Raw genomic sequence first — 22,701 nt, forward strand, 5'->3', positions numbered from 1 at the left:
CGATCGGTCCTTATGTCATGCCGCCGGCGGCCAGCCGGTGCCGGGCCGGCACCAGGTGCGGGCGGTTACGCCCACGGCGGCGTTGCGGTCGTCAGGACCGGCCAACGACAGGCTTGAATTTGAGCTTGGGCAGACATCCTTTCTTTCAAGGGCCAGAGTTGCCTTTCTGTCGCCGAGGTTGTCCCGGCCGATTTGCCCGTATCCAAGGCAGCCGGCCCGCGGCCGCGCCGGGTGCCGAGCAGCCCGCCGCAGTGGCGGCCGCGAGGCCGACCCTCGCGGACAGTGCGTGCCAGGCCCGGAGATCGCGGCGACCTCCGGCCCATTGCGTTTGCGTCAGAACTTCATCACGAAGCTGGCGCTGAAGATATCGACGTGACCTTCGTACTCGCCGGTCAGCGTATAGGTCGTCGTGCCTGAGACAACGGTCTGGTCGATCGGCGCCTTTTCGGCGAATAGATGGGCATAGCCGAGACTAAGGCTCTGGTTGGGACCCAGATTGTAGGAATAACCGCCCGCCAGCCACAGGCGGCTGGTTTCCGGAATACCGGCAGTGCGGTCCTCGTCGTCGGTCGCGCTCTGGTCGTAGGCGGCGCCGATCTGGATGCTTTGCCTGTCGTCCACCTTGTAGATCAGGCCAGCCGAGAAGAACCAAGTGTCGTGCCAGTTCATCGGCGTCACCTTGTCGGCGCGGCCGTCGGCATACTGGATGCGGATTTCCTTGAAGGTCGACCAGTTGGTCCAGTCGACGTCCGCCACAAACGCCCACTGCGGCGTCAACTCGTGATAGAGCCCGATCGCCACCGTATCCGGCGAGGTGAACTCGGCCGAGGCGTTGGCGAAGCGAAGACTGGGTGAGGCCGCCAACACCGCCGGAAGACCGCTCGGCACCTCGAATTTTGCGGTGCCCGACAGCTTGTAGCTGATTTGCGAGCGCCAGTTGACGCCAATGCGGGTGGTCGGACTCAGCTCGTAGAGGAAGCCGATGTCGCCGCCGATCCCCCAGTCATTGCCGTTGACGGTGCCCAGACCATCGGAGCGCGGCCCGCCGAGGAAGGCGGGGATGCCACTGAAGTCGATCGCCTGCGACAGCGTGGCCGAGGCGTAGCCGATCTGAACGGCACCGCCGATCGACAGCTTGTCATTGATGCGGTAGGCGACCGACGGCGACAGGTTGAGATTGGTGATGGAGCTCTTGCGGTTGATGTAGCGCCCCACCCAGTCATGATCATAGTTGGAGCGGAGGCCGAACGGCGCGGTGAACGCCAGCCCGAATTTCAGGTCCTGGGCGTAATCCCAGAACATGTAGGTGGCGCCAACCGCGGCATCGTCGATGCCGTCGCCGCCCATCCCGCCGCTGATCGTGGCGCCGTTTCTGGTGGCCTGGCCGCTGAACTTCGCCACCGGCGCGATCCAGGTGGTTGAGCCGCCGACCTGGTTGCCCTGCAGGCGGGTCATGCCGGCCGGATTGTAGAAGATCGTCGACAGATTGTAGGCCTTGGCCGCCGATCCGGCGAAGGCGTTGCCCAGCCCTTCCGAACTCTGCTCGCGCAACTGGAAACCCGCCGCCAGGGCCTGCTCCACCCCACCCAGCAGCACCAGCGCCGCTGGCACCCCCAGACATGCCTTGCGATACGCGCTACCGACCATTCGTTTCCTCCCCCCGACGAGGCGTTCCGCTCATCGTCGATTTTTGGCCAATCTACGGATTCTCCCCATGAACGTCAACGTGATTACGTTGACGTGAACGTTAACTTAGCGCTGCCCCTCCCCTTTTTGTTATCCCGGACGTGGCCGGTGCCGTTCGGCGTTACGAAACCCGCGACCGACGGCTCGCAACGGCTGCGGGCCCCGGACCGGACATCGGCCGCGGTTGCCTCAGGCGATTGCGCTGACCAGCTTCATCGCAACGCCCTTGGAGCCGCTGACCTTGATCTTGCCCAGCGTGTAGCCGAGCATCGGGTCGAGGCTGCCGTCCATAAGGCGGATCAAATTATCCGCTGAAATTTTGATGGTGCAGGCCGCGTCGTCGTCGCCGTCGACCTGGGCCAGCACCGGCGCGGACGAGCGGGCGTCGACAACCCACATCCCGTCGCTGCCGAGATCGAATCGCACCACCGCCCCCAGCCGGCCGAGACGCGGCAAGGCCTCGCGCAGGCGGTCTTCAGCGTCGCTCATCGTGTTCTCCCTTGGGCGTCCGCAACTCTGGGCCGCGCGCAATTTTGCCATTTTCATTGACGTTTACGTCAATACCCAATCGCTTACGCTATCTTAACGCAACCCACAAGCGACGCCAATGGAGGCATTGGGATAAGGCGCACGGATACGCCGCCCGGCGAGGTCAATGCCGACCCACGGCGATCTTGGCTGGGTGTTCGCGACCGCGCCCGTCCAAATACGGCGATGATCGCGGGTGCACTGCGGCAGATGCACTGACCCGCCGGCAAAATCATCGCGATTCAGCTTCAGGATGTCGTTGCTGCGGTGCAGCAAAGCTCGCACCCGCGCCGTCGCCGCAGCGAACGACATTCGGGGAATCACACCCAAGCGACTTGACGGGCTGCGGCGAAACGTCCGGTGTTGCCTGAGCCAACGATCCATGGCGACCGGAGTGCTCTGGCGGCGCCGGGACCCGGTGGTCGAAACCGCGGCTCCGGCGGGCGGACGACGGTTCAACGGCAGCGTTGCCGCTGTCAATTACGGCGTCGTTACTGTTATGGCGGTGCCGCCGCGACTCGCCAATGCGGGCACCGCCAACGGTATTCTCGCGGGTCACGTCGTGACTGGATGAACGACGGCGCGAGATCTCGGCCGCGTCCGGCCATGGGCGTCGGACGCCACGGCACCGTGCGCGCAGCGCGCTGGTTTCTGTTCAGCCCTAGCCTGAGGCGCCCGGGCAGCACTGCGCGCAGCTTCCAGTGCCGCCGGCGCAGGGCGGCAGCTTGGCATCGTCCGCCCCGCCCTTGGCGGGCGAGGCGATCAGCGACAGCTGCTGCTCAAGCTCGGCGCTGCCGCACGACGGGCACGCCGGCGTGTCCGACGACCGCACCAGCGTCTCGAAATCGGCGCCGCACGCCTGGCATTGGTAACGATAGATCGGCATGTCGCCTCCGCGCTCGCGCACCGGCCCCCTGGCACGGGAGCCCGCCTGTCGCTTTGGTTGCGCCATAGCGCGGATCGGCGGCCGATTCAAATCGCATGGCGTTCAATTGGCCAGCACGATGCAGGCGCCGCCGGATTTGCGCAGCCGCGCGCAGCCGGCGTTGGCCTCCTCGCGGGTTTGCGCCGGCATCCGCACCCGGTAGAACGCCGCCCGGCCGCGCCCGGCCAGGCGGGTGCCGACGATCATCGGGTTGGCGTCGCCGAACACCGCGGCGATCCGCGCGAGCTGGCGGCGATAGGCCGCGAGCGCCACCGCCTTGGAGGGTGCACCGGCAACCTGGATGCCCCACGGCGACAGTTCGGCAGCGAACCCGGCGTCGGGCGCCGCCGCCGGCCCCGGCCTGCCCCGGCGCAGAGAGGCCACCACCGTCAGGCACGGTTCCTCCGCCGAAGCCGGCGGCTCACCGCCGCGAGCCCCGGCCGCGGCCCAATCGTCGGCGCTGCGGCCGGTGATGGCGAGGATGTACCCGCGCGTCTCGGCCGGCAGCCGGGAGCGGCCGGCAAGGAAGGCGTCGACCCGCGCCGGGCCGGCATTATAGGCCGCCGCGGCCAGGCCGAGATTGCCGAAGCGGCGGGCGTGGTCGGCGATCAGGCGGGCCGCCGCCGGCAGCGCGGTTTCGGGGTCGAACGGATCGGCCAGGCCGCGCTCGGCCGCGGTGCCCGGCATGAACTGGGCGATGCCCTGCGCACCCTTGTGGCTGACTGCGTCGGCGCGGAACGTGCTTTCCTTCCAGATCAGCCGGGCGAAGAAGCCCACCGGCACCGCGTGGGTGCGCGCCGCCGCCTCGATCAGCCGGCACACCGCCTGGTCGACGGTCTCGCCCTCGCCCGCAAGGCACGGCGGCACGCCTGCCAGCCCGGCGGCAACGACACCGGCGAGGATCCACGTCCGTCCGCCACACGCCATGCGGCACCCGATCGGCTTTGCCCCCCGATCGTCCGCCCGCAGCAACAGTGACCAAATCGCGCCGCCGGTTCAAGCGCGGCCGGTATCGGCGCACGTTCCGGGGGACGCCGTCCGTCATCGCAGCGTCACATATGGACCATGGCCGGCGCCGTCGCGTATAGAGCAGCGCGCCATGGCCGGCGCCGCAGGTTGAGACGATGCTCGGTTGGTTTCGGGCGATGATGCCCAAGGAAGAGCGGTTCTTTCCGCTGTTCGAGAAGCATTCCCGCGAACTCGTCGCCGGGGCGATCGCCATGCGCGCGGTCCTCGACGGCGGCGATCAGGTCGCGCACCACTGCCGCGAGATCGCGGCCCGCGAGGCCGCCGCCGACGAGGTGACGCGCGAGGTGATGCTGGCGGTGCGGCGCAGCTTCATCACCCCGTTCGACCGCGGCGACATCAAGGACCTGATCCAGTCGATGGACGATGCCATCGACCAGATGAACCAGGCCGGCCGCACCATCATGCTGTTCGAGGTGCGCGAGTTCGATCCGCTGATGCGGGAGATGGGCGACATCATCATCAAGGCCGCCGAGCTTACCGCCGAGGCGGTGCCGCTGCTGCGCAAGCTCGGGCCGCACGCCGGCCGGCTCGGCACGCTGGCCGAGGCAGTCACGCGCCTGGAAGGCCGCTCGGACGAACTCCACGAGGAAGGCCTGCGCCAGCTTTACCGCACCTACGGCAGCTCGAACCCGATGGCCTACATCATCGGCAGCGAGGTCTACAGCCGACTGGAGAAGGTGGTCGACAGCTTCGAGGACGTCACCGACGAGATCAGCGCCATTTTGATCGAGCATGTCTAAAGATCCTGCCGCTGCAACGTCATCGAGCCGGGCGCCGGGTTTCTTCGGCTTGACGCATGCCCGTTCACAACGCGGCGTTTGCACGTGCGGAACATGCCTCAAGCGGAAAATGCCCTAGAGTGGTCATGGACGCTGCCCTTCCCTTCACGGCGCTGATCGCGCTGATCGCCATCGCGCTGCTGTTCGATTTTCTCAACGGCCTGCACGACGCGGCGAACTCGATCGCGACCATCGTGTCGACCCGCGTGCTGCGCCCGCATTATGCGGTGGCGTGGGCGGCGTTCTTCAACTTCATCGCCTTCACCGTGTTCGGCCTGCACGTCGCCAACACCCTCGGCACCGGCATCATCGACCCCGCCATCGTCGACGCTCGCGTCATCTTCGGCGCGGTGATGGCCGCGATCCTGTGGAACCTGGTCACCTGGTGGCTCGGCATCCCGTCGTCGAGCTCGCACGCGCTGGTCGGCGGGCTGGTCGGCGCCGGCGTGGCGAAGGGCGGCTTCGGCGTGGCGGTGTGGTCCGGCCTCGGCAAGACCATCGCCGCCATCGTGCTGTCGCCGCTGGTCGGCTTCCTGCTCGCGTTGCTGTTGGTGCTGGTGGTGTCGTGGCTGGCGGTGCGCTCGACGCCTTACGCGGTCGACCACCTGTTCCGCTCGCTGCAATTCGTGTCGGCCTCGCTCTATTCGCTCGGCCACGGCGGCAACGACGCCCAGAAGACCATGGGCATCATCGCCGTGCTGCTGTTCTCGCAAGGTTACCTCGGCAGCGAGTTCCACGTGCCGCTGTGGGTGGTGCTGTCGTGCCAGGCAGCAATGGCGCTCGGCACGCTGTTCGGCGGCTGGCGCATCGTCCACACCATGGGCTCCAAGATCACCCGCATCAGCCCGATGCAGGGCTTCTGCGCCGAGACCGGCGGCGCCATCACCCTGTTCATGGCGACATGGCTCGGCGTGCCGGTATCGACCACCCACACCATCACCGGCGCCATTATCGGCGTCGGCGCGGCGCGGCGTGCCTCGGCGGTGCGGTGGAGCGTCGCCTCCGACATCGTGGTGGCCTGGGTGGTCACGCTGCCGGCGACCGCGCTGCTCGGCGCGGCGCTGTGGGCGGTGTGCCCGTAACATCAGCGGCCTTTGACACTACCGCCGTCATGGCCGGGCTTGGCCCGGCCAGCCAAACCTTTGATTTAAAATGGTTTTAAGACGTGGATGCCCGCAACGAGTGCGGGCATGACGAACCAAGTTTACAGCCTCGGGCGTGAAACCAGCGGGGTGCTGGCTTTTGACTGAAGCGTCTACCCCTCCTCCAGCCGGAACAGCGCGTCGGCCACGCCGGCGATCGCCGACGGGTCATGCTCGGCATCCCGCGTCGGCAGCAGCACGGCGGTGCGGGTGAGGCCGAGGTCCGCGAGCTGGTGCGGCACGCCGAAGCCATATTCGACGTGGCCGCGGCCGACGATGCCGACGACAAGCGGCGGGCGCGCGAACCGCGATTGGAACGCGGCGATGTTGCAGGCGAAGGCACGGTCCCAGCAGGCTTGCGCCCGCACGACGCGGTCGAACGCCGGATCGATTGGCGAGGCCGCGCCGGGGCGTCCGCCCATCGCGCCGCCCTTGGTGGCGGCGAACAGATAGCGGCGGTAGGCCGCGCTCACCGGGGCCGGCGGCGTCAGGCCGTCGCGGTGCTCGGGCGGCACCGCGTCCCAGCCGGCGCGGCCGACCGCGCCCACCAGCTCGCGGCGGCAGTTGAGCGCGACCATCGGCAGATGGTGGTCCCGGCAGAACTCGAACAGCGGCAGGTAAAGCGCGGCGTCGAAGCCCCACACCGTCGGCCAATCGACCGCCGCAAGGAACTGCTCGGCGTTGAATTCGCCGGCCACCCAGCGGTCGAGCACCGGCTGCACCTGACGCGGGAACATCTCGAAGCCGAGCGCAACGTCCGGCCGCGACCGGCGCAACGCCGCAGCGACGCGCAACTGCCAACGATGCACCAAAGCATCGTCGTGGCTCTCGCCCAGGAACACCACGTCCCGCTCGGCGGCGCGCGCCAGCACGACCGCCTCGTCCTCGACCGCCAGGGTCGAGGGGATCAGCCAACTGCCGCGCGGATGCGGCGCGGCCTGCGCCATCACTGCAGCGGCGGCGCGTAGAGGATACCGCCCATCGACCACAGTTGGTTCAGCCCGCGCGGAATGCCGAGGCGCGACTTGAGGCCGACATTGCGCTCGTAGATTTCGCCGTAGTTGCCGGCCGCCTTCACCGCTCGCAGCGCCCAGGCGTCGTCGAGGCCGAGCACCTTGCCGAGCCCGCCCTCGGCGCCGACCAGCCGGCGCACCGCCGGCCTGCTGGACGTCAGCGCCGCGTCGGCGTTCTGCGACGTCACCCCGAGCTCCTCGGCATTGACCAGCGCGAAATGGACCCATTTCGCCACGTTGAACCAGGCGACGTCGTCGGCACGGGTCACCGGCCCCAGCGACTCCTTGGAGATGACGTCGGGCAGGATGGTGACGCCAGCGCGGTTCGGCAGATCGAGCCGCAGCGCGTAGAGCGCGGAGTGGTCGGTGGTCATGACGTCGCAGCGGCCCTCGATGAGCGCTTTCGCCGCCTCATCCTGCGTTGCCACCGGGACCTCGGAATAGCTCATCGAGTTGGCACGGAAGAAATCGGCGAGGTTGGCCTGGCTGGTGGTGCCGGTCTGGACGCAGACCTTGCTGTCGCCGAGTTCGAGCGCGGAGGTCTCCGCCGGCTTGCGTATCACCAGGAAGCCCTGGCCGTCGTGATAGGTGATGGCGGCAAACAGCAGCCCGAGTCCGCCTTCGCGCTCCAGCGTCCAGGTCGAGTTGCGCGACAACAGATCGACCTTGCCCGCCCGCAGCGCGTCAAACCGCTCGGTGGCGGACAGCGACACGAAGCTGACCTTATCCGCGTCACCCAGCACGGCCGCCGCCACCGCCCGGCAGAAGTCGACGTCGAAGCCCGACCACCGGCCGGCTTCGTCCCGCTGCGAGAAGCCGACCAGGTTCTGGCCGACGCCGCACACCAAGGTGCCGCGCTGGCGTACGTTTTCCAGCGTGCCGGCGCTGAGCGCGGTCGGCAGCGCCAGCGCCGCCAGCGCCAGCAGAAATCCCCCGAAATGACGGGTCGTGCCTAACATGGATTCTCTCCACATGGGTTCGCTCCTCAGCGCGATGGGCCGACCTCAGATGTTGGCGCCCTGGCGGATGATGACCTTGGTGCCGACCGGCACCCGGTCGAAAAGATCGATCACGTCGCCATTGGCGAGCCGGAAGCAGCCGGACGACACCGCGCTGCCGATGGTCTCGGGCTGGTTGGTGCCGTGGATGCGGAACTCGGTCGAGCCGAGATAGAGCGCGCGCGCGCCCATCGGATTGCCCGGGCCGCCGGCCATGAAGCGCGGCAGGTAGGGCTGGCGGGCGATCATCTCCGGCGGCGGCGTCCAGTCCGGCCATTCCGCCTTGCGCGAAATCTTGACCAGGCCCGACCACTGGAACCCCTCGCGCCCGACCCCGATGCCGTAGCGCAGCGCGCGGTTGTTGGGTTGGACGACGTAGAGAAAGCGCTCGGCGGTGTGGATGACGACGGTGCCCGGCGTCTCGTTCGAGCGGAAGAACACCATCTGGCGGGCGTAGGGCCCCTCCGCGATCACTGTCTCCTCGGTCGAGACCCGGCCAGGCTCATCGCCGATGTCGAGCATGCCGCCGGGCGCCAGCGGAATCGGCTGGGCGCCGCCCGGCCGCGACGGCCACGCCCCGACCAGCGCCGCGATCAGGATCAGGCCGAGGCCGGCCTTCCAAGCAGGTTTCATGAGTGTCCCTCTAATGGCGCCGCCGGGCGGTGCCGGTCTGGCCCTGCGGCGTCAGCCCGAGCAGCGGACGAAGACGAAGATGCCGTAGCGCGCAAAAGCGTCGGGGTCGACGAAGCGCATGGTGATCACGCCATCGGAAAACGACAGCACCTCGCGGTCCTGCGGGTCGCCCGGCGGCCCCTCGAAGCCGATAAAGGCCTTGCCACCCGGCGCACCCTTCAGCTTCAGCTCGTGGAGCTGGGGGTCGTCGGCGACGTGCATCATGATGCCGTCGGTCGGCCCCTTGGTAATGGTGTAGGGCAGCTTGCACTGGGCGCGCGCCTGCACCTCGGTGCGCTTGCGATCCTTCTCCTGGCGGTAGGACGCGATGCCCCAATTGCCGATCAGCATGTCCTGCGGAAACGGCGGCGGCACCGCCGGCCCACCCGGTCCATGCAACTCGCCCTCGCCGAGATTGGCGCAGCCGGCGGCCAAGCCGCCGAGGACCACGACCGCGGCACAGCCGAGCCGCCCGCCCGCTCTCCGTGCGGTTGAACCCATCGCCCCCTCCCATTGACGCCGACAGCATAACCGCGGCCCTTTGGGCTCAACGCTACGCGAGCATGGCAGCAACGGGAAGGGGTCGTCCGGGGAAATCCAGCGGAGACGGCACCGCTGCGACGCCGGCAGCACGGCGGCGCGCCCGACCGGTAGCGCGCTTGGTTGCGCGCCGACCCCGATCAAACGCGCGGACGCGCCAAGCATACGTCAGCTCTTGGGTACGAAGGCCGACACTTTGCCGAAGCGATCCGGGACCGCACCGTAGCGGTCGCCGACCACCTCCTCGGGCGGGATCGCCGCCTCGATGTCGGCGATGTCGCGCGGCGACAGCGCCACCTCGACGCTCGCCGCGTTCTCCTCCAGCCGGTCGATGCGGCGGGTGCCGGGGATCGGCACGATGTCGTCGCCCTTCGCCAGCACCCAGGCCAGCGCCAACTGGGCCTTGGTGATGCCGTGAGTCTGCGCGATGCGCTCCAGCGTCTCCAGGAAACGGGCATTGGCGGCCAGCGCCTCGGCCTGGAAGCGCGGCAGGCGGCGGCGGAAATCGGTGTCGGCGAGGTCCTCGGGACGATTGACGCTGCCGGCGAGGAAGCCGCGGCCCAGCGGCGAGAACGGCACGAAGCCGATGTTGAGCTCGCGGACGGTCGGCAGGATCTCGGCCTCGACGCCGCGCGTCCACAGCGAATACTCGCTTTGCAGCGCGGTGATCGGAAATTCCTTGTGGGCGCGGCGGATGGTGGCGGGGTCGGCCTCCGACAGGCCGATAAAGCGCACCTTGCCGGCACGCACGAGCTCGCCCATGGCGCCGACGCTCTCCTCGACCGCCACGTTGGGGTCGACGCGATGAAGATAATAAAGATCGATCGCCTCGATGCCGAGCCGCTTCAGGCTGGCGTCCGCGACCTGCCGGGCGTTTTCGGGCCGGCCGTCGAGGCCGATCATGCGGTCGATGCCGGGGGCGCCTTCGGGCGCGATCTTGAAGCCGAACTTGGTGGCGATGGTGACCCGATCGCGCAGGCCGGCGATGGCCTTGCCGATCAGCGCCTCATTGGCGAACGGCCCATATACCTCGGCGGTGTCGAGGAAGGTGACGCCGATGTCGATGGCACGGCGCAGGGTGGCAATCGACGCCGCCTCGTCCTGGCCGCCATAGGCGTGGCTCATGCCCATGCAGCCAAGACCGATGGCGGAAACGGTCAGTTCGGGTCCGAGGCAACGGATGCGCATGCGGTGTTCCTCTGTTTCGGTGCCGTCACCTCAACTGCGTTCACGCAGCCGTGATCGGACGCTCCAATCCATCTACGCGCGATTGCGTATCAACCTAAAGACGTCTGCGCCAGCGCGGACCCCGCGTGCCGCGGGACGGAGCAAACATGGCGTCAATCGGCGCCACCGCTTGGCGCACATCATACCGAGGGGGTTCGCCGATGCTTAACAACCTGACCTACTATGCCGCGCTCGTGCTTGAAACCGCCGTCGGCGCCTTCGGCGTGCGCCTTTACGAGGAGCCACCTTATATGGTGGTCGACCGCATCGGCGACGTCGAGATCCGCAAATACCCGCCGCGGCTCGCCGCCGAGGTCGAATATCCGCAGCATGCCGGGGCGCGTGGCAACGACGCCTTCATGCTGCTGTTCAACTACATCGCCGGCGCCAATGGCGGCACGCCTGACGACAACAAGATCGCGATGACGGTGCCGGTGGAGATGCGCGAGCCGCAGCGCATCGCCATGACCACGCCGGTGGAAACGGTGCAGGACGGCGGCGTCGGCCGGCTGCGCTTCTTCCTGCCGGCCACCGTGCGGCGGGAAACCGCGCCGAAGCCCGACAATGACCGGGTCAAGATCGTCACCGTGCCGGAAGAAACCGTCGCCGTCCTCCGCTTCTCCGGCCTCGGCATGGGCAAGGAACTCGCCGCCCGTCAGGCCGAACTTGCCGGGCAGTTGGCGCGGTCGAAATGGCAGCAGGCCGGCGTGCCGTTCGCGCTCTATTACGATGGCCCGTTCACCCTGCCCTTCCTGCGCCGGAACGAGGCGGCGGTAGCGGTTACCTTGAAGCAGTAACGCAAACATGCCGGCGGGGTCGGAGACGCCCGGCCGGCGACGCGCCGGCTCGGGCGGGCGCGCGAGGAACCCACTGTCCGGCATCGTTCCATTTGACGTTTCGTCATCATCCTCCCCCGGTGCAATCGAGCGGCGCTGACGGCGAACGGTCCGGACGCTGACGCGCAAGTACCCCGTAGCGAATAAAAAATGGCGCCAATGCGCCCAGCTCGGCGGTGGCCACAACTTTACGGCACTCGCGGCGCTCCGACGCCCGGTCGACAGATCTCCAACCGGACGGCAGCGGAGCGTTGACGGTCCATTGCCTTCAATGGTCGGCGAACCGGAGTTTGAAATCTGCCCCGGTTCCGACCTTCAGTTTCCGAATAACGACAAAAATTCCTGGGAACCGTATTTTTTACTTGAATAGGCTTAGACCAACGGCAGCAGCAGCCGGCCGTTGGTTCCGATCGCAGAATTTCCTGAAGTCATTGATTTCAGGGACGAAAATCTGCCGGTTTCAACGGCGCCATGCGTCAGCATCCGGGGCCGTTGGTGTGAGCCGGCCCCCGGATCCGACCCGCCGGGGATGAAACCGCCGGTCGTTCCGGGCGAAGCGAAGCTGAGACTCCGAACCCATGATCCGCGCCGTTTCCGGCAACGGCAGCACGAGCGATGCCGCGCAGCTAGGGGCGATGCGGACGACGGCAAGCTTCGCGGATCATGGGTCCCGGATCGCGCGGCTTGGCCGCTTGTCCGGGACGACGGCGCGAGGTCTCCGCCGCAGCGGCCTGCCTTTGACGTCGGACGGCACGGCGCCGTGGCGCGCAGCGCGTACGGTTCGACCGCGACCGGGCGCCCAGCCTGACGGCCACGGTCCTCATCAGAAATCTACCCGACGAGGTTGCAGCATCGTTGTGAAGATCAAGCTGTGGTGGCAATCTGCGGATGGTCGAGAATAGGAGAAGCCATGGCCACGCCCTCATTACTCGTTCGCGGCACCGGGCGTCTCATCCGAGCCACCGGCGATCGGATGTCCGGGCGCATTGCTGGGTTTCTTGAGTCCGTGGCAAACCGGGTGACCCAGCGGCCGTTTGAGGCGACCGTCGACTGCACCATCGGTGCCTGCAATTTCAGGATGGTCGCTCGCAACAAGAAAACATTCAATCGCGCGAAGAAGACCGCATTGCGCGAGCCTGATACTGTCAATTGGCTCAACAGCATCCCGGATGGCGCCGTGCTTTGGGATATCGGCGCGAACGTCGGTGTGTTCACGCTGTACGCCGCCGTCGCCAGAGGTGCCGAGGTCATCGCCTTCGAGCCGTCGGCGGCGAATTATTACCTGCTGAACCGAAACATCGAACTGAACGCGCTTGACGGACGCGTGCGCGCACTCTGCTTGGCGGTGGCGCGCCACCCTGGCATCGACACCCTGAACATGATCACCACCGATTTCGGCGGCGCCCTCTCGGCATTCGGCACCACGACGGATTCGTTCGGAGCTGAGTTCCAACCGGCGTTCCGCCAAGGCATGGTGTCGTTCAGTCTCGACGATCTTGCAAAGTCGCAGCTCCCCTTCCCGTCTCACATCAAGATCGATGTCGACGGAATCGAGAAAGACATTGTCGAGGGTGGGCCGGCATTCTTCCGTGATCCGCGCCTGCGCAGCGCAATCATCGAGCTTGATCCGGCACGACCCGATCTGGTCGACGCCGTGGGCGAGATGATGCGCAGTTATGGATTTTGCTCGAAAGCATCGTATGGCGCGGTTGCGCGACGCGTTGCCAACGTCGTGTTCGATCGGCCCTGAACGCCGGCAAAGGGGTGCGGTGGAGCGAAGACGCCACCACGACCTCTGTTCAGAAACAGGCCGCGAACCGGCGGTATCCAGATGTGTCCCAACAAGCTTCCAACAGATAGCCAACGAGAGAAGGGGGAACTCGGCTAACCTGTTGAATTTAATGGTCGGAGCGCCGAGATTTGAACTCGGGACCCCCAGTCCCCCAGACTGGTGCGCTAACCGGGCTGCGCTACGCTCCGAAGGGCGACAGCTCTACGCTGCCAGGCGCCCCGGTGCAAGAGGCGCCCGCCAACAAGCCACACCCTTGATGCTGTTTCCGCAGGGTCATTTCGCGGCCCAACCACCCGACGTCGCGCGAACCCATTGTTCGGCAACCGCAAAGCCGTGTCCACCGCCGCCAACACGGCGCTCGCCGGCTTCTCCTGCACTCGCTGCGGTGCCGGCGGTCATTGGCGAGACGCCCACGCGGCCGCGACAGCGGACCTGCGCCGCAGAGTGTTGCGCGCCTATCGGGTCGATGCCGGTTTCACGGCTCGCGCCCGGCGACGAGCGCATCGTCGAGGATACGGCGGCACTCCTGCAATTCGCGCAGCGTGGTCTGGAGACGGCGCACGGTGTCGCGCGCCAGCCGGCGCTGGCCGGGCGCGGCCTCGGGCTGCGCGTTCAGCGGCAGGACATGTGGCGCCGGCTCGGCGGCCGGGCGCGGCAACGCCGGTTCGAAAGGCGGCCGGGCGGCCGGCGCCTCCGCCCCATCGTCCGGGCGGTGGAACGGCGGCGAAGCGGCGTCGTCCGGCTCCGGCTCCTTTCGGGACGGGATCGGCACCTCGACGACCCTGGGCAGCGCCGGCGGCTCGCTGTCGCGGCTGAGCTTGGGCAACAGGCCAAGCAGTCCGGCGCGGCCGTGGGCCGGCTCGGCGGCCGGCCGTGGCGCTTGTCCCACCGCCGGCTCGTGCCGCGGCGGCGCGTCGTCCGCGATCGGGGTCATCACGCGAGGTTCGGACAGGGCGGGGTCCGGCTCCGCCGCGGGCGCCGGCTCCCGCCACACCGTCTGCACGAAGCGCACCCCCTCCTCCTTGAGGATGCGCTGGACGCCGCGGATGGTGTAGCCCTCGCCGTAAAGCAGGTGGCGGATGCCGCGCAGCAACTCGACGTCGTCGGGACGGTAATAGCGCCGGCCGCCGCCGCGCTTGAGCGGCTTGATCTGCGAAAAGCGCGTTTCCCAGAACCGCAGCACGTGCTGCGGCAGGTCGAGGTCGTCGGCCACCTCGCTGATGGTTCGGAAGGCGCCCGGTTCCTTGTCCACGTCACCCCCTCGTCACGCGGTTCGAGGGAATCATCGACCTGCCGCTCGCCGCAGACAGTCCATCATACGGATTTTGCGCTTGTTGTGATCCCGATTCCGGTTTCGGGGCGAACTGCCTGTTCAGCCGGGACATTTCCCGCTCTCGCCGGTCGCGGCGGCCTTGCGCGCAGCCGGCGCCGGGGTGGGCAAGGCGCGCGCGGCGGCGCTGGGAAAGTGAATCCGGCTCCGCTTCCAAGGTGTTGCCCCACAAGGCGAATCCCGGAACGGCCGTCACCACCGACGCGCGGCCGGCCCCGTCACTCGTCGTCCTCGACACCGTTTCCGGTTCCGCCGTTGATGCGGCTCTTGAGGATGTTGGAGGGCTTGAACACCATCACCTGGCGCGGCGGAATCGGCACTTCGACGCCGGTCTTGGGGTTGCGGCCGACCCGCTGGCCCTTGTGGCGGACGACGAAGGAACCGAACGAGGACAGCTTCACCGTCTCGCCGCGCGCCAGACAGTCGGAAATTTCCTTCAGGACCAACTCCACCAGTGCCGTCGATTCGGTCCGCGACAGGCCGACTTTCTGGTAGACCGCCTCGCTCAAATCCGCACGCGTGATAGTCCGACCCGCCATATCAAGCCCCCGAACTCGGAATCGGGCCGAGTATCCCTCTGATTTTGAACGTTAATCAGACAAGGGCCGGGGGTCAACCGGAAGCTCGAACGAAATCACCACCGCAACAACACCGATCCCCAGGTGAACCCGCCGCCCATCGCCTCAAGAAGAAGCAGGTCGCCAGGCTTCAGGCGGCCCTCTCCGGCCGCCACCGACAGCGCCAGCGGGATCGAGGCCGCCGAGGTGTTGCCGTGGCGATCGACGGTGGTGATCACCTTGTTCGGCGCGATACCGAGCTTCTGGGCCGAGGCGTCGATGATGCGGCGGTTGGCCTGGTGGGGGATGAACCAGTCGATGTCGCCGGGGCCGTAGCCGGTGGCGAGGAAGGCGTCCTCGATGACGTCGGTGATCATGCCGACGGCGTGGCGGAACACCTCCCGCCCTTCCATGCGCACGTGGCCCACGGTCTGGGTCGAGGACGGACCGCCGTCGACATAGAGCTTCGACTTGTGGCGGCCGTCGGAGCGCAGGTGCGCGGTGATGATGCCGCGGTCCTCGCGGGTGCCGGGCTGCTCCTGGCGCTCCAGCACCACGGCGCCGGCGCCATCGCCGAACAGCACGCAGGTGGTGCGGTCGGTCCAGTCGAGGATGCGCGAGAAGGTCTCGGCGCCGATCACCAGCGCGCGGTGGAAGCGGCCGCTGGCCAGCATCGCGTCGGCGGTGGCGAGCGCGAAGATGAAGCCGGAGCACACCGCCTGCAGGTCGAACGCCGCGCCGCGGGTGATGCCGAGCGCCGCCTGGATGGTCACCGCCGTTGCCGGGAAGGTGTTGTCCGGCGTCGCGGTGGCAACCACGATCAGGTCGATGCCGTGGGCGTCGATCTTGGCGTCGGCGAGCGCGGCCTTGGCCGCGGCGATGCCGAGATCGGACGTCACCTCGCCCTTGGCGGCGATGTGGCGCTGCCGAATGCCGGTGCGCTGCTGGATCCACTCGTCGGAGGTGTCGACCGTCGCCGCCAGCTCGGCGTTGGTCAAGACACGCTCGGGCAGATAGCCGCCGACCCCGAGCACCACGGAACGCATGATCACGATGCGGCTGCCTCCGCCGGAACGGTGGGAGGAGACGGCATTCCGCGCTGGTAACGGGACAGGTCGTCGCTGATACGGCTAAGGAGGCCGTAACGCACCATGTCGTAACCGATATCGACGGCGGACGCGAAACCGAGCTTGTCGGTGCCGCCGTGGCTCTTGATCACCACGCCGTTCAACCCGAGAAAAACGCCGCCGTTGGAGCGGCGCGGGTCCATCTTTTCCTTCAGGGCGCGAAAGGCGCTGCGCGCCAGAAGGAAGCCGAGCCGCGTCCATATCGTCCGGCCGAACGCGGCGCGGAGATATTCGGCGAGCTGCTTTGCGGTGCCTTCCGCGGTCTTCAGCGCGATGTTGCCGGAGAAGCCCTCCGTCACCACCACGTCGACGGTGCCGCGGCCGATATCGTCGCCCTCGACGAAGCCGTGATAGTCGAGACCGGGCATGTCGAGCCCGCGCAGCCGCTGGCCGGCATCGCGCACCGCCTCGACGCCCTTGATCTCCTCGACGCCGACATTGAGCAGGCCGACGGTGGGCCGCTCGACGTCGAACACGATGCGCGCCATCGCGCTGCCCATCACCGCGAGGTCGACCAGATGCTGGGCGTCGGCGCCAATCGAGGCGCCAACGTCGAGCACCAGCGACTCGCCGCGGGTGGTCGGCCAGATGCCGGCGATCGCCGGCCGCTCGATACCCGCCATGGTGTGCAGGCAAATCTTGGACATCGCCATCAGCGCGCCGGTGTTACCGGCGGAAACGGCAACGTCGGCCTCGCCGCGCTTCACCGCCTCGATCGCCCGCCACATCGATGAGACGCGGCGACCGGCGCGTAGCGCCTGGCTCGGCTTGTCGTCCATCCGGATCGCCACCTCGGTGTGGTGGAATTCGGAGGCGGCTGCCAGCTTGGGATGTTGGTCGAGAATCGGCCGGACTTCGGATTCGCGCCCGAACACCACGAAATGCGTATCCGGATGGCGAACAAGCGACAGCTCGGCGCCGGGAATCACGACCGAAGGTCCGTGATCTCCGCCCATTGCGTCGAGCGCGATGCGGACAGGTGCGGTCATGGTTCAGTGAGAACTGGCAGCAAAAGAGTGTGGCAGACGGCCTGACGGCGCGAACATACAGTTTCACGCCGTCCTGGCAACTGTGAGACAGAATTATGACGGCCCCGACGGCTTCAATTTCACCAACGCCGCGAACGGCGAGTTGTTGCCCTCATCATCGGCCGGGGACTGCCAGGCCACGTCGGGCTTGCGCGGATAGGGCTCAACACTGAGGCTGAAGAACTCGGTGAGGATGGCGCCGAGGTCGAAACGGCCGTCGACGATCGGCTCGGGCGGGTCGGCCTCCTCGGCGGAGAATTCGATCTCGGTGCCGGGCTCGACCTCGAGCGGGCGGGCGTCAGCGGAGAACCGCACCGCCACGTCTTCGTCGAGCTCGGCCTCGATCGGCTCCAGCGTTACCACGCAGGGCTGAACGACCCGGCCGGTGAGCCGGCCCTCGACGTCGACGTCGCCGTTGCGGTCGACCGCCAGCGTCAGCGTTACCTTGAGCGCCGGCACCGAAAGGGCGCCGACGTGGCGGGCCAGCGCCTCGCGGGTATCGGCACCCGGCTCCAGCGTCAGCTTGGACTCCGAGGGCAACTGCGCCACGGCGATGACGTGGCTCCAGGGCGCTTTGGGCGGGGTCTGCGACGGAGCCTTGGGTGGAGTCTTGGGCGGAGTATCAGTCAAAGGGGCCTCCGGGATCGGGAAACGCCAGCTCGCCGGCGGCGAACGCCGTGGCGGGCTGCGCGGCAAGGTGCGCCACGACGGCGCGGACATAGCTGGCCAGATGGGGCAGCCGCGCCGGGTCGGCGACCTCGCCGGCGAACAAATTGCGGGCGAGCGCCGCCTCGAGGGCGCCGTTGCCGGCTTCCTCCAGCGCCGAATCATAGGCTTTCAGCCGGCCATAGAACGACTCGACCACCGCCCGCATCTGCTTCGGCACGGTGTGGTCGCCGAGGCCGAATTCGCGCAACTGGTTCTCAATGTCGCGCGCGAAGCCGTCGAACACCGCCTGCCCCAGCGGCCGCATCTCGTCCGGCTCGCCGGCCAGACGGCGCAGGAACAGCGCAAGGTGCAGCATCAGCAGGTCGAGCCGGCCCGCCACGGTGTCCGGCACGCCGCACGCCGCATAGAAGTGCGGCGTGCGCGCCTGCGCCACGATCGCACCGTAGAGCCGGCGCACGGCCGCGCCGCGGCGGGTTGTCCTGAACAAGCCGAACATGGCGGCTGACTAACGCACATCGGCGCCGAAGGGAAACGCCCACGGCGCGGCAAGCCGCCGCCGGCGCGGTTTGACGCTCGCCGCAGCGTCAGCGTAGCCTCGCGCTCGCGGTTTCGGCAGAGGGGGAAGAGCGCCATGACCGACCGGCCATGCCCACGCGTCACGACAACATGGTGGCAGGCTGCGCTGGCGGTCGCGGCCGGGCTGCTGCTCGGCCTTGCCAACGCCAGCGCGGACCCGGCGCAGTGGCAGAGCCACCGGCTCGACGCCGCCACTGTCGCCGTGCCGGCGGACTGGACGGCGAACCGGACCAACGGCGGCAAGGACCTCGAATTGGCCTCGCCGGACGGCCAGCGCCGGCTGATGGTGTGGTGGTGGTTCCCGGATGAGCCGCTGCTCGGCTATCCCGACATCGTTTCGCACCGCAAGGTCACGCTGGCCGGCCGCAGCGCGCTCTATATCCACACCCGCAGCGGCGGGCGCGACACCATAACGGTGACGCTGGACAAGGGCCGCCAGGACAAGCGGCGGCTGCACCTGCTGTTCGAGGGCGCCGGCGACCTCGGCCAGGGCGACGCGGTGCTCGACGACATCCTGTCGCGGGTGACGCTGGACGGCGCGCCGTCCGCCGACCCCCGTCGCAGCGAGGCGGCCCCACCGTCGTCACCCGCCCCTGCCCCATCCGCGGCAGCCGCCCCGGCGGCGCCGGCCGGGCGGGTGTGGCTCGGCCGGGTCTCGATCGCGCCGCCGCCCGGCTGGAGCGCGACCGTCGACCGTGACGCCGTCCGCCTGACGCGGCCGGACGGCGTCGGCCGAATCGAGCTGTCGCTGCTGGCGGACGGCCAGCCGATGCCGAGCGAGGGGGTGGAGGACGTCGACCACACCGTCACCGCCGGGCAGCCGGCGACCCGGCTTATGGTGCGCAACGCCGATAGCCAGGCCGTGGTCTACATCTTCGATGAGCCTGACGCCGACGGCGCCCGGGCGAGCCTGACGCTGACGGCGGCCGGCGCGAGTGCCGGCGATGTCGCCACCTTCGAGACGGTGGCCGAAAGCTTGAGCACGGCAGCGCCGACCGCCGAGCCAGGGGCCGCCGAGCCAGGGGCTGCACCGGCGGCGCCCGACGATCCCGACCAGGACCCGTTCGCCGGCCTCGACCTCGACTGAGGCTGTGCATCGCGCCCCAACGCCGCCACCATTGGCGCTTGCGTGCCACGATCACGCCACAGAGCCGCACGATGGTCGTGCGGGCCATCGCTTCCGAGCGAACGGTTTGCCACGAACGCCGTCGCACGGTAGTTGAAACCGCGGCCGGCGTTTGCGTTCAGGATAGAGGTGCGATGAGCGAATTCATGATCGGGCGACGGGCGTTGGTCGCCGGGGCGCTGGCAGCGTTGCCGCTCGGCGGCTGCTTCACCCAGACCATGCAGCGCGGCTACGTGATGCCGGAAAACGCGCTGGAGCAGGTGCCGATCGGCTCCACCCAGGAGCAGGTGCTGATCGTACTCGGCACGCCCTCCACCGTCGCCACCCTCAACGGCGAAGTGTTCTACTACATCTCGCAGACTACCAAGCAGACCGCGTTCCTCGATCCCAAGATCGTCGACCAGCGCGTGCTGGCGGTCTATTTCGAGCCGAAGGCGCGGCGGGTGACGCGGGTCGCCAATTACGGCCTGCAGGACGGCAAGGTGTTCGACTTCATCGGCCGCTCGACCTCGGCCGGCGGCGAGGAACTGTCGTTCCTGCGCCAGGTGCTGAGCGCCAACAAGAGCTCGTAATACCCGCGGCCTTTGAGCTTGACCTTCCACCGACGCCCGCTCGCCTCGTCCTGAGGAGCCCGCGACAGCGGGCGTCTCGAAGGGTGAGGCGAGCGGGCGTCGGCCTTCGGCCCATGCTTCGAGACGGCTGCGGAGCCTGGCATCGGGCGCGCCTGCGGCGCGACCCGGTGGCAGCCTCCTCAGCATGAGGCCGAGAAAGGTCGCTCCTCAGCCACTGGCGTGAGGGCCTTCCCGGCGAGATCGATTGCGCTCGCCGCCACCGGCGCGTTGACCGCCAAACGACAAGCGCCCGGCGGTTTCCCGCCGGGCGCTTTCGATTCAGGCAGCCGTCAGGCTCAGTGGTGCGCCAGGATGGCGAGCAGCAACAGCGCGACGATGTTGGTGATCTTGATCATCGGGTTCACGGCCGGGCCGGCGGTGTCCTTGTAGGGATCGCCGACGGTGTCGCCGGTCACCGAGGCCTTGTGCGCCTCGGAGCCCTTCTGATGGACCTTGCCGTCCTTGTCGGTGAAGCCGTCCTCGAACGACTTCTTGGCATTGTCCCACGCGCCGCCGCCCGAGGTCATCGAGATGGCGACGAACACGCCGGTGACGATGACGCCAAGCAGAAGTGCACCGACCGACGAGAACGCCGCCGACTTGCCCGCGGCACCGCCGCCGGCGACGAAATAAATCACGAAATAGACCACCACGGGCGACAGCACCGGCAGCAGCGAGGGGATGATCATCTCCTTGATCGCCGCCTTGGTCAGCATGTCGACAGCCCGGCCGTAATCGGGCTTCACCTTGTAGTCCATGATGCCCGGATTCTCGCGGAACTGCCGGCGCACCTCCTCGACGATGGCGGAGGCCGCGCGGCCGACCGCCATCATGCCCATGGCGCCGAACAGGTACGGCAGCAGGCCGCCGAACAACAGGCCGACCACGACGTAGGGATTCGACAGCGAGAAGTCGATCACCACGTCCTTGAAGTACGGGAATTCGGTCGGGTTGGCGCTGAAGAACTTGAGGTCTTCGCTATAGGCGGCAAACAGCACCAGCGCGCCGAGGCCGGCCGAGCCGATGGCGTAGCCCTTGGTGACCGCCTTGGTGGTGTTGCCGACCGCGTCCAGCGCGTCGGTGGCCTTGCGGACTTCCTTGGGCAGGCCGCTCATCTCGGCAATGCCGCCGGCATTGTCGGTGACCGGGCCGAACGCATCGAGCGCGACGATGATGCCGGCCAGCGACAGCATGGCGGTGACCGCCACCGCGATGCCGAACAGACCGGCCAGGCTGTAGGTCGAGAGAATGCCGGCGATGATCACCAGCGTCGGCAGCGCGGTCGATTCGAGCGAGACCGCAAGGCCCTGGATGATGTTGGTGCCGTGGCCGGTGACCGAAGCCTGGGCGATCGACACCACCGGGCGCTTGCCGGTGCCGGTGTAGTATTCGGTGATCACCACGATCAGCGCCGTCACCACGAAGCCCAGCACCGCGCAGGCGAACAGGTCGCCGGAGGTGAAGGCGACGCCGCCATTGGTCTTGAACTCGGTGCCGAAGCCGCCGAACAGCACCAGATTGACCAGCGCGATCGCCGCGATCGACAGCACGCCGGTGGCGATCAGGCCCTTGTAGAGCGCGCCCATGATCGACTGGCTGGGGCCGAGCTTGACGAAGAAGGTGCCGGCGATCGAGGTCGCCACGCACACCGCGCCGATTGCCAGCGGGTAGATGATGATGGTGTCCAGGATCGGCTGGCCGGCGAAGAAGATCGCCGCCAGGACCATGGTGGCGACCGCGGTCACCGCATAGGTCTCGAACAGGTCGGCCGCCATGCCGGCGCAGTCGCCGACATTGTCGCCGACGTTGTCGGCGATGGTGGCCGGGTTGCGCGGATCGTCTTCCGGAATGCCGGCCTCGACCTTGCCGACCAGGTCACCGCCGACGTCGGCGCCCTTGGTGAAGATGCCGCCGCCGAGACGGGCGAAGATGGAGATCAGCGAGGCGCCGAAGCCGAGCGCGACCAGCGCGTCGACCACGACGCGGTCATTGGCGGCAAGGCCCATGAACTGGGTCAGCACGGTGAAGTAGACCGCGACGCCGAGCAGCGCGAGGCCGGCGACGAGAAGGCCGGTGACCGCGCCCGCCTTGAAGGCGAGTTCCAGACCGCCCGCCAGCGACTTGGTGGCAGCCTGAGCGGTGCGCACGTTGGCCCGCACCGACACGTTCATGCCGATGAAGCCGGCCGCGCCGGACAGCACCGCGCCGATGGCGAAGCCGAACGCGACGGTCGGCGACAGCAGCCAGGCGACCAGCGCGAAGATCACCACGCCGACGATGGCAATGGTGATGTACTGGCGCTTCAGATAGGCCGTTGCGCCTTCACGGATCGCGGCCGCGATTTCCTGCATGCGCTGGGAGCCGGAGTCGGCCGCCATCAGCGACTTTGTCGCCCAGATGCCGTAGGCGATCGACAGCAGGCCGCCGATGATTATGAGTACGAGAGCAGTCATCCACCCCACCTTGGTTTCGTCAGTGGCCGGGCCGCATGCCGCAACCGACACGGCGGG

23 protein-coding genes and 1 tRNA gene are annotated in these 22,701 nt (G+C 68.0%); 6 read left to right on the forward strand and 18 right to left on the reverse strand.

The genetic code is table 11. The annotated features are described in order from the left end of the window. Positions 1-333: 333 nt before the first annotated feature. From BVIR_RS10500 to BVIR_RS10515, 5 genes are all read right to left on the reverse strand, one after another. Positions 334-1,647: an OmpP1/FadL family transporter gene (locus BVIR_RS10500; protein WP_055037621.1), complete on the reverse strand. Its 1,314-nt coding sequence runs from the start codon at positions 1,645-1,647 to the stop codon at positions 334-336. A gap of 228 nt (positions 1,648-1,875) precedes the next feature. Continuing rightward, complete coding sequence (locus BVIR_RS10505; RefSeq protein ID WP_055037622.1) at positions 1,876-2,175, reverse strand: SCP2 sterol-binding domain-containing protein; 300 nt, start codon at positions 2,173-2,175, stop codon at positions 1,876-1,878. Between the two features lie 93 nt (positions 2,176-2,268). Next, the gene (locus BVIR_RS16875; RefSeq protein WP_145911995.1) at positions 2,269-2,526 is read right to left on the reverse strand and encodes a hypothetical protein; all 258 of its coding nucleotides are present in this window, start codon (positions 2,524-2,526) and stop codon (positions 2,269-2,271) included. Positions 2,527-2,875: 349 nt separating this feature from the next. Next, positions 2,876-3,100, reverse strand: a complete 225-nt coding sequence (locus tag BVIR_RS10510) for an FmdB family zinc ribbon protein (RefSeq protein ID WP_055038822.1) — start codon at positions 3,098-3,100, stop codon at positions 2,876-2,878. Between the two features lie 102 nt (positions 3,101-3,202). Then, the gene (locus tag BVIR_RS10515) at positions 3,203-4,066 is read right to left on the reverse strand and encodes a lytic transglycosylase domain-containing protein (RefSeq protein WP_082416987.1); all 864 of its coding nucleotides are present in this window, start codon (positions 4,064-4,066) and stop codon (positions 3,203-3,205) included. 197 nt (positions 4,067-4,263) lie between these two features. On the opposite strand from BVIR_RS10515, the gene BVIR_RS10520 reads away from it, so the two are divergent. Then, a complete protein-coding gene (locus BVIR_RS10520) occupies positions 4,264-4,908 on the forward strand; it encodes a DUF47 domain-containing protein (RefSeq protein ID WP_055037623.1) in 645 nt (214 codons plus the stop codon). 125 nt (positions 4,909-5,033) lie between these two features. Then, positions 5,034-6,029, forward strand: coding sequence for an inorganic phosphate transporter (locus BVIR_RS10525; RefSeq protein WP_055037624.1), 996 nt, complete (start codon positions 5,034-5,036; stop codon positions 6,027-6,029). Between the two features lie 173 nt (positions 6,030-6,202). On the opposite strand, the gene BVIR_RS10530 is transcribed toward BVIR_RS10525, so the two are convergent. From BVIR_RS10530 to BVIR_RS10550, 5 genes are all read right to left on the reverse strand, one after another. Beyond that, entirely contained in the window at positions 6,203-7,036 is an 834-nt protein-coding gene (locus BVIR_RS10530; RefSeq protein WP_055037625.1) for a ChaN family lipoprotein, read from the reverse strand. Beyond that, positions 7,036-8,061 carry an amino acid ABC transporter substrate-binding protein gene (locus BVIR_RS10535; RefSeq protein ID WP_055037626.1) on the reverse strand — a complete coding sequence of 342 codons (1,026 nt, stop codon included), beginning with the start codon at positions 8,059-8,061 and terminating at the stop codon, positions 7,036-7,038. Before BVIR_RS10535 ends, BVIR_RS10530 begins: the two co-directional genes overlap by 1 nt. Positions 8,062-8,106: 45 nt before the next feature. Then, on the reverse strand, positions 8,107-8,733 hold the full coding sequence (locus BVIR_RS10540; protein ID WP_082416989.1) for a L,D-transpeptidase: 627 nt from the start codon (positions 8,731-8,733) through the stop codon (positions 8,107-8,109). A gap of 51 nt (positions 8,734-8,784) precedes the next feature. Continuing rightward, positions 8,785-9,273 carry a hypothetical protein gene (locus BVIR_RS10545; RefSeq protein WP_082416991.1) on the reverse strand — a complete coding sequence of 163 codons (489 nt, stop codon included), beginning with the start codon at positions 9,271-9,273 and terminating at the stop codon, positions 8,785-8,787. A gap of 207 nt (positions 9,274-9,480) precedes the next feature. Then, entirely contained in the window at positions 9,481-10,500 is a 1,020-nt protein-coding gene (locus tag BVIR_RS10550; protein WP_055037627.1) for an aldo/keto reductase, read from the reverse strand. A 200-nt stretch (positions 10,501-10,700) separates the two neighbouring features. On the opposite strand from BVIR_RS10550, the gene BVIR_RS10555 reads away from it, so the two are divergent. Both BVIR_RS10555 and BVIR_RS10560 read left to right on the forward strand, forming a co-directional pair. After that, on the forward strand, positions 10,701-11,336 hold the full coding sequence (locus tag BVIR_RS10555; protein ID WP_055037628.1) for an SOUL family heme-binding protein: 636 nt from the start codon (positions 10,701-10,703) through the stop codon (positions 11,334-11,336). Positions 11,337-12,285: 949 nt separating this feature from the next. Further along, complete coding sequence (locus BVIR_RS10560; RefSeq protein ID WP_082416992.1) at positions 12,286-13,125, forward strand: FkbM family methyltransferase; 840 nt, start codon at positions 12,286-12,288, stop codon at positions 13,123-13,125. Between the two features lie 152 nt (positions 13,126-13,277). On the opposite strand, the gene BVIR_RS10565 is transcribed toward BVIR_RS10560, so the two are convergent. The 7 genes from BVIR_RS10565 to BVIR_RS10595 form a co-directional block, all read right to left on the reverse strand. Next, positions 13,278-13,355: transfer RNA gene (locus BVIR_RS10565), tRNA-Pro, on the reverse strand. Between the two features lie 287 nt (positions 13,356-13,642). Then, positions 13,643-14,419 carry a MerR family transcriptional regulator gene (locus BVIR_RS17420; protein ID WP_082416993.1) on the reverse strand — a complete coding sequence of 259 codons (777 nt, stop codon included), beginning with the start codon at positions 14,417-14,419 and terminating at the stop codon, positions 13,643-13,645. A gap of 296 nt (positions 14,420-14,715) precedes the next feature. Continuing rightward, the gene (locus BVIR_RS10575; protein WP_055037630.1) at positions 14,716-15,036 is read right to left on the reverse strand and encodes an integration host factor subunit alpha; all 321 of its coding nucleotides are present in this window, start codon (positions 15,034-15,036) and stop codon (positions 14,716-14,718) included. A gap of 95 nt (positions 15,037-15,131) precedes the next feature. Then, complete coding sequence (locus BVIR_RS10580; protein WP_082416995.1) at positions 15,132-16,109, reverse strand: beta-ketoacyl-ACP synthase III; 978 nt, start codon at positions 16,107-16,109, stop codon at positions 15,132-15,134. Beyond that, entirely contained in the window at positions 16,103-17,170 is a 1,068-nt protein-coding gene (gene plsX, locus BVIR_RS10585) for a phosphate acyltransferase PlsX (RefSeq protein WP_082416997.1), read from the reverse strand. Before plsX ends, BVIR_RS10580 begins: the two co-directional genes overlap by 7 nt. A gap of 93 nt (positions 17,171-17,263) precedes the next feature. Continuing rightward, entirely contained in the window at positions 17,264-17,839 is a 576-nt protein-coding gene (locus tag BVIR_RS10590) for a YceD family protein (protein ID WP_169788601.1), read from the reverse strand. Beyond that, positions 17,832-18,374 carry a ubiquinol-cytochrome C chaperone family protein gene (locus BVIR_RS10595; RefSeq protein WP_055037633.1) on the reverse strand — a complete coding sequence of 181 codons (543 nt, stop codon included), beginning with the start codon at positions 18,372-18,374 and terminating at the stop codon, positions 17,832-17,834. The genes BVIR_RS10590 and BVIR_RS10595 overlap by 8 nt, the downstream gene beginning before the upstream one ends. Before the next feature lie 135 nt (positions 18,375-18,509). Here BVIR_RS10595 and BVIR_RS10600 point away from each other — a divergent pair, with 135 nt between their 5' ends. Together BVIR_RS10600 and BVIR_RS10605 are read left to right on the forward strand one after the other, a co-directional pair. Beyond that, positions 18,510-19,541 carry a hypothetical protein gene (locus BVIR_RS10600; protein ID WP_055037634.1) on the forward strand — a complete coding sequence of 344 codons (1,032 nt, stop codon included), beginning with the start codon at positions 18,510-18,512 and terminating at the stop codon, positions 19,539-19,541. A 173-nt stretch (positions 19,542-19,714) separates the two neighbouring features. Beyond that, positions 19,715-20,152 carry an outer membrane protein assembly factor BamE gene (locus BVIR_RS10605; protein WP_055037635.1) on the forward strand — a complete coding sequence of 146 codons (438 nt, stop codon included), beginning with the start codon at positions 19,715-19,717 and terminating at the stop codon, positions 20,150-20,152. A gap of 335 nt (positions 20,153-20,487) precedes the next feature. Here BVIR_RS10605 and BVIR_RS10610 read toward each other — a convergent pair whose 3' ends face one another. Continuing rightward, entirely contained in the window at positions 20,488-22,644 is a 2,157-nt protein-coding gene (locus BVIR_RS10610) for a sodium-translocating pyrophosphatase (protein WP_055038827.1), read from the reverse strand. Between the last annotated feature and the right edge of the window lie 57 nt (positions 22,645-22,701).

This window comes from Blastochloris viridis, assembly GCF_001402875.1.
Taxonomy (GTDB): domain Bacteria; phylum Pseudomonadota; class Alphaproteobacteria; order Rhizobiales; family Xanthobacteraceae; genus Blastochloris; species Blastochloris viridis.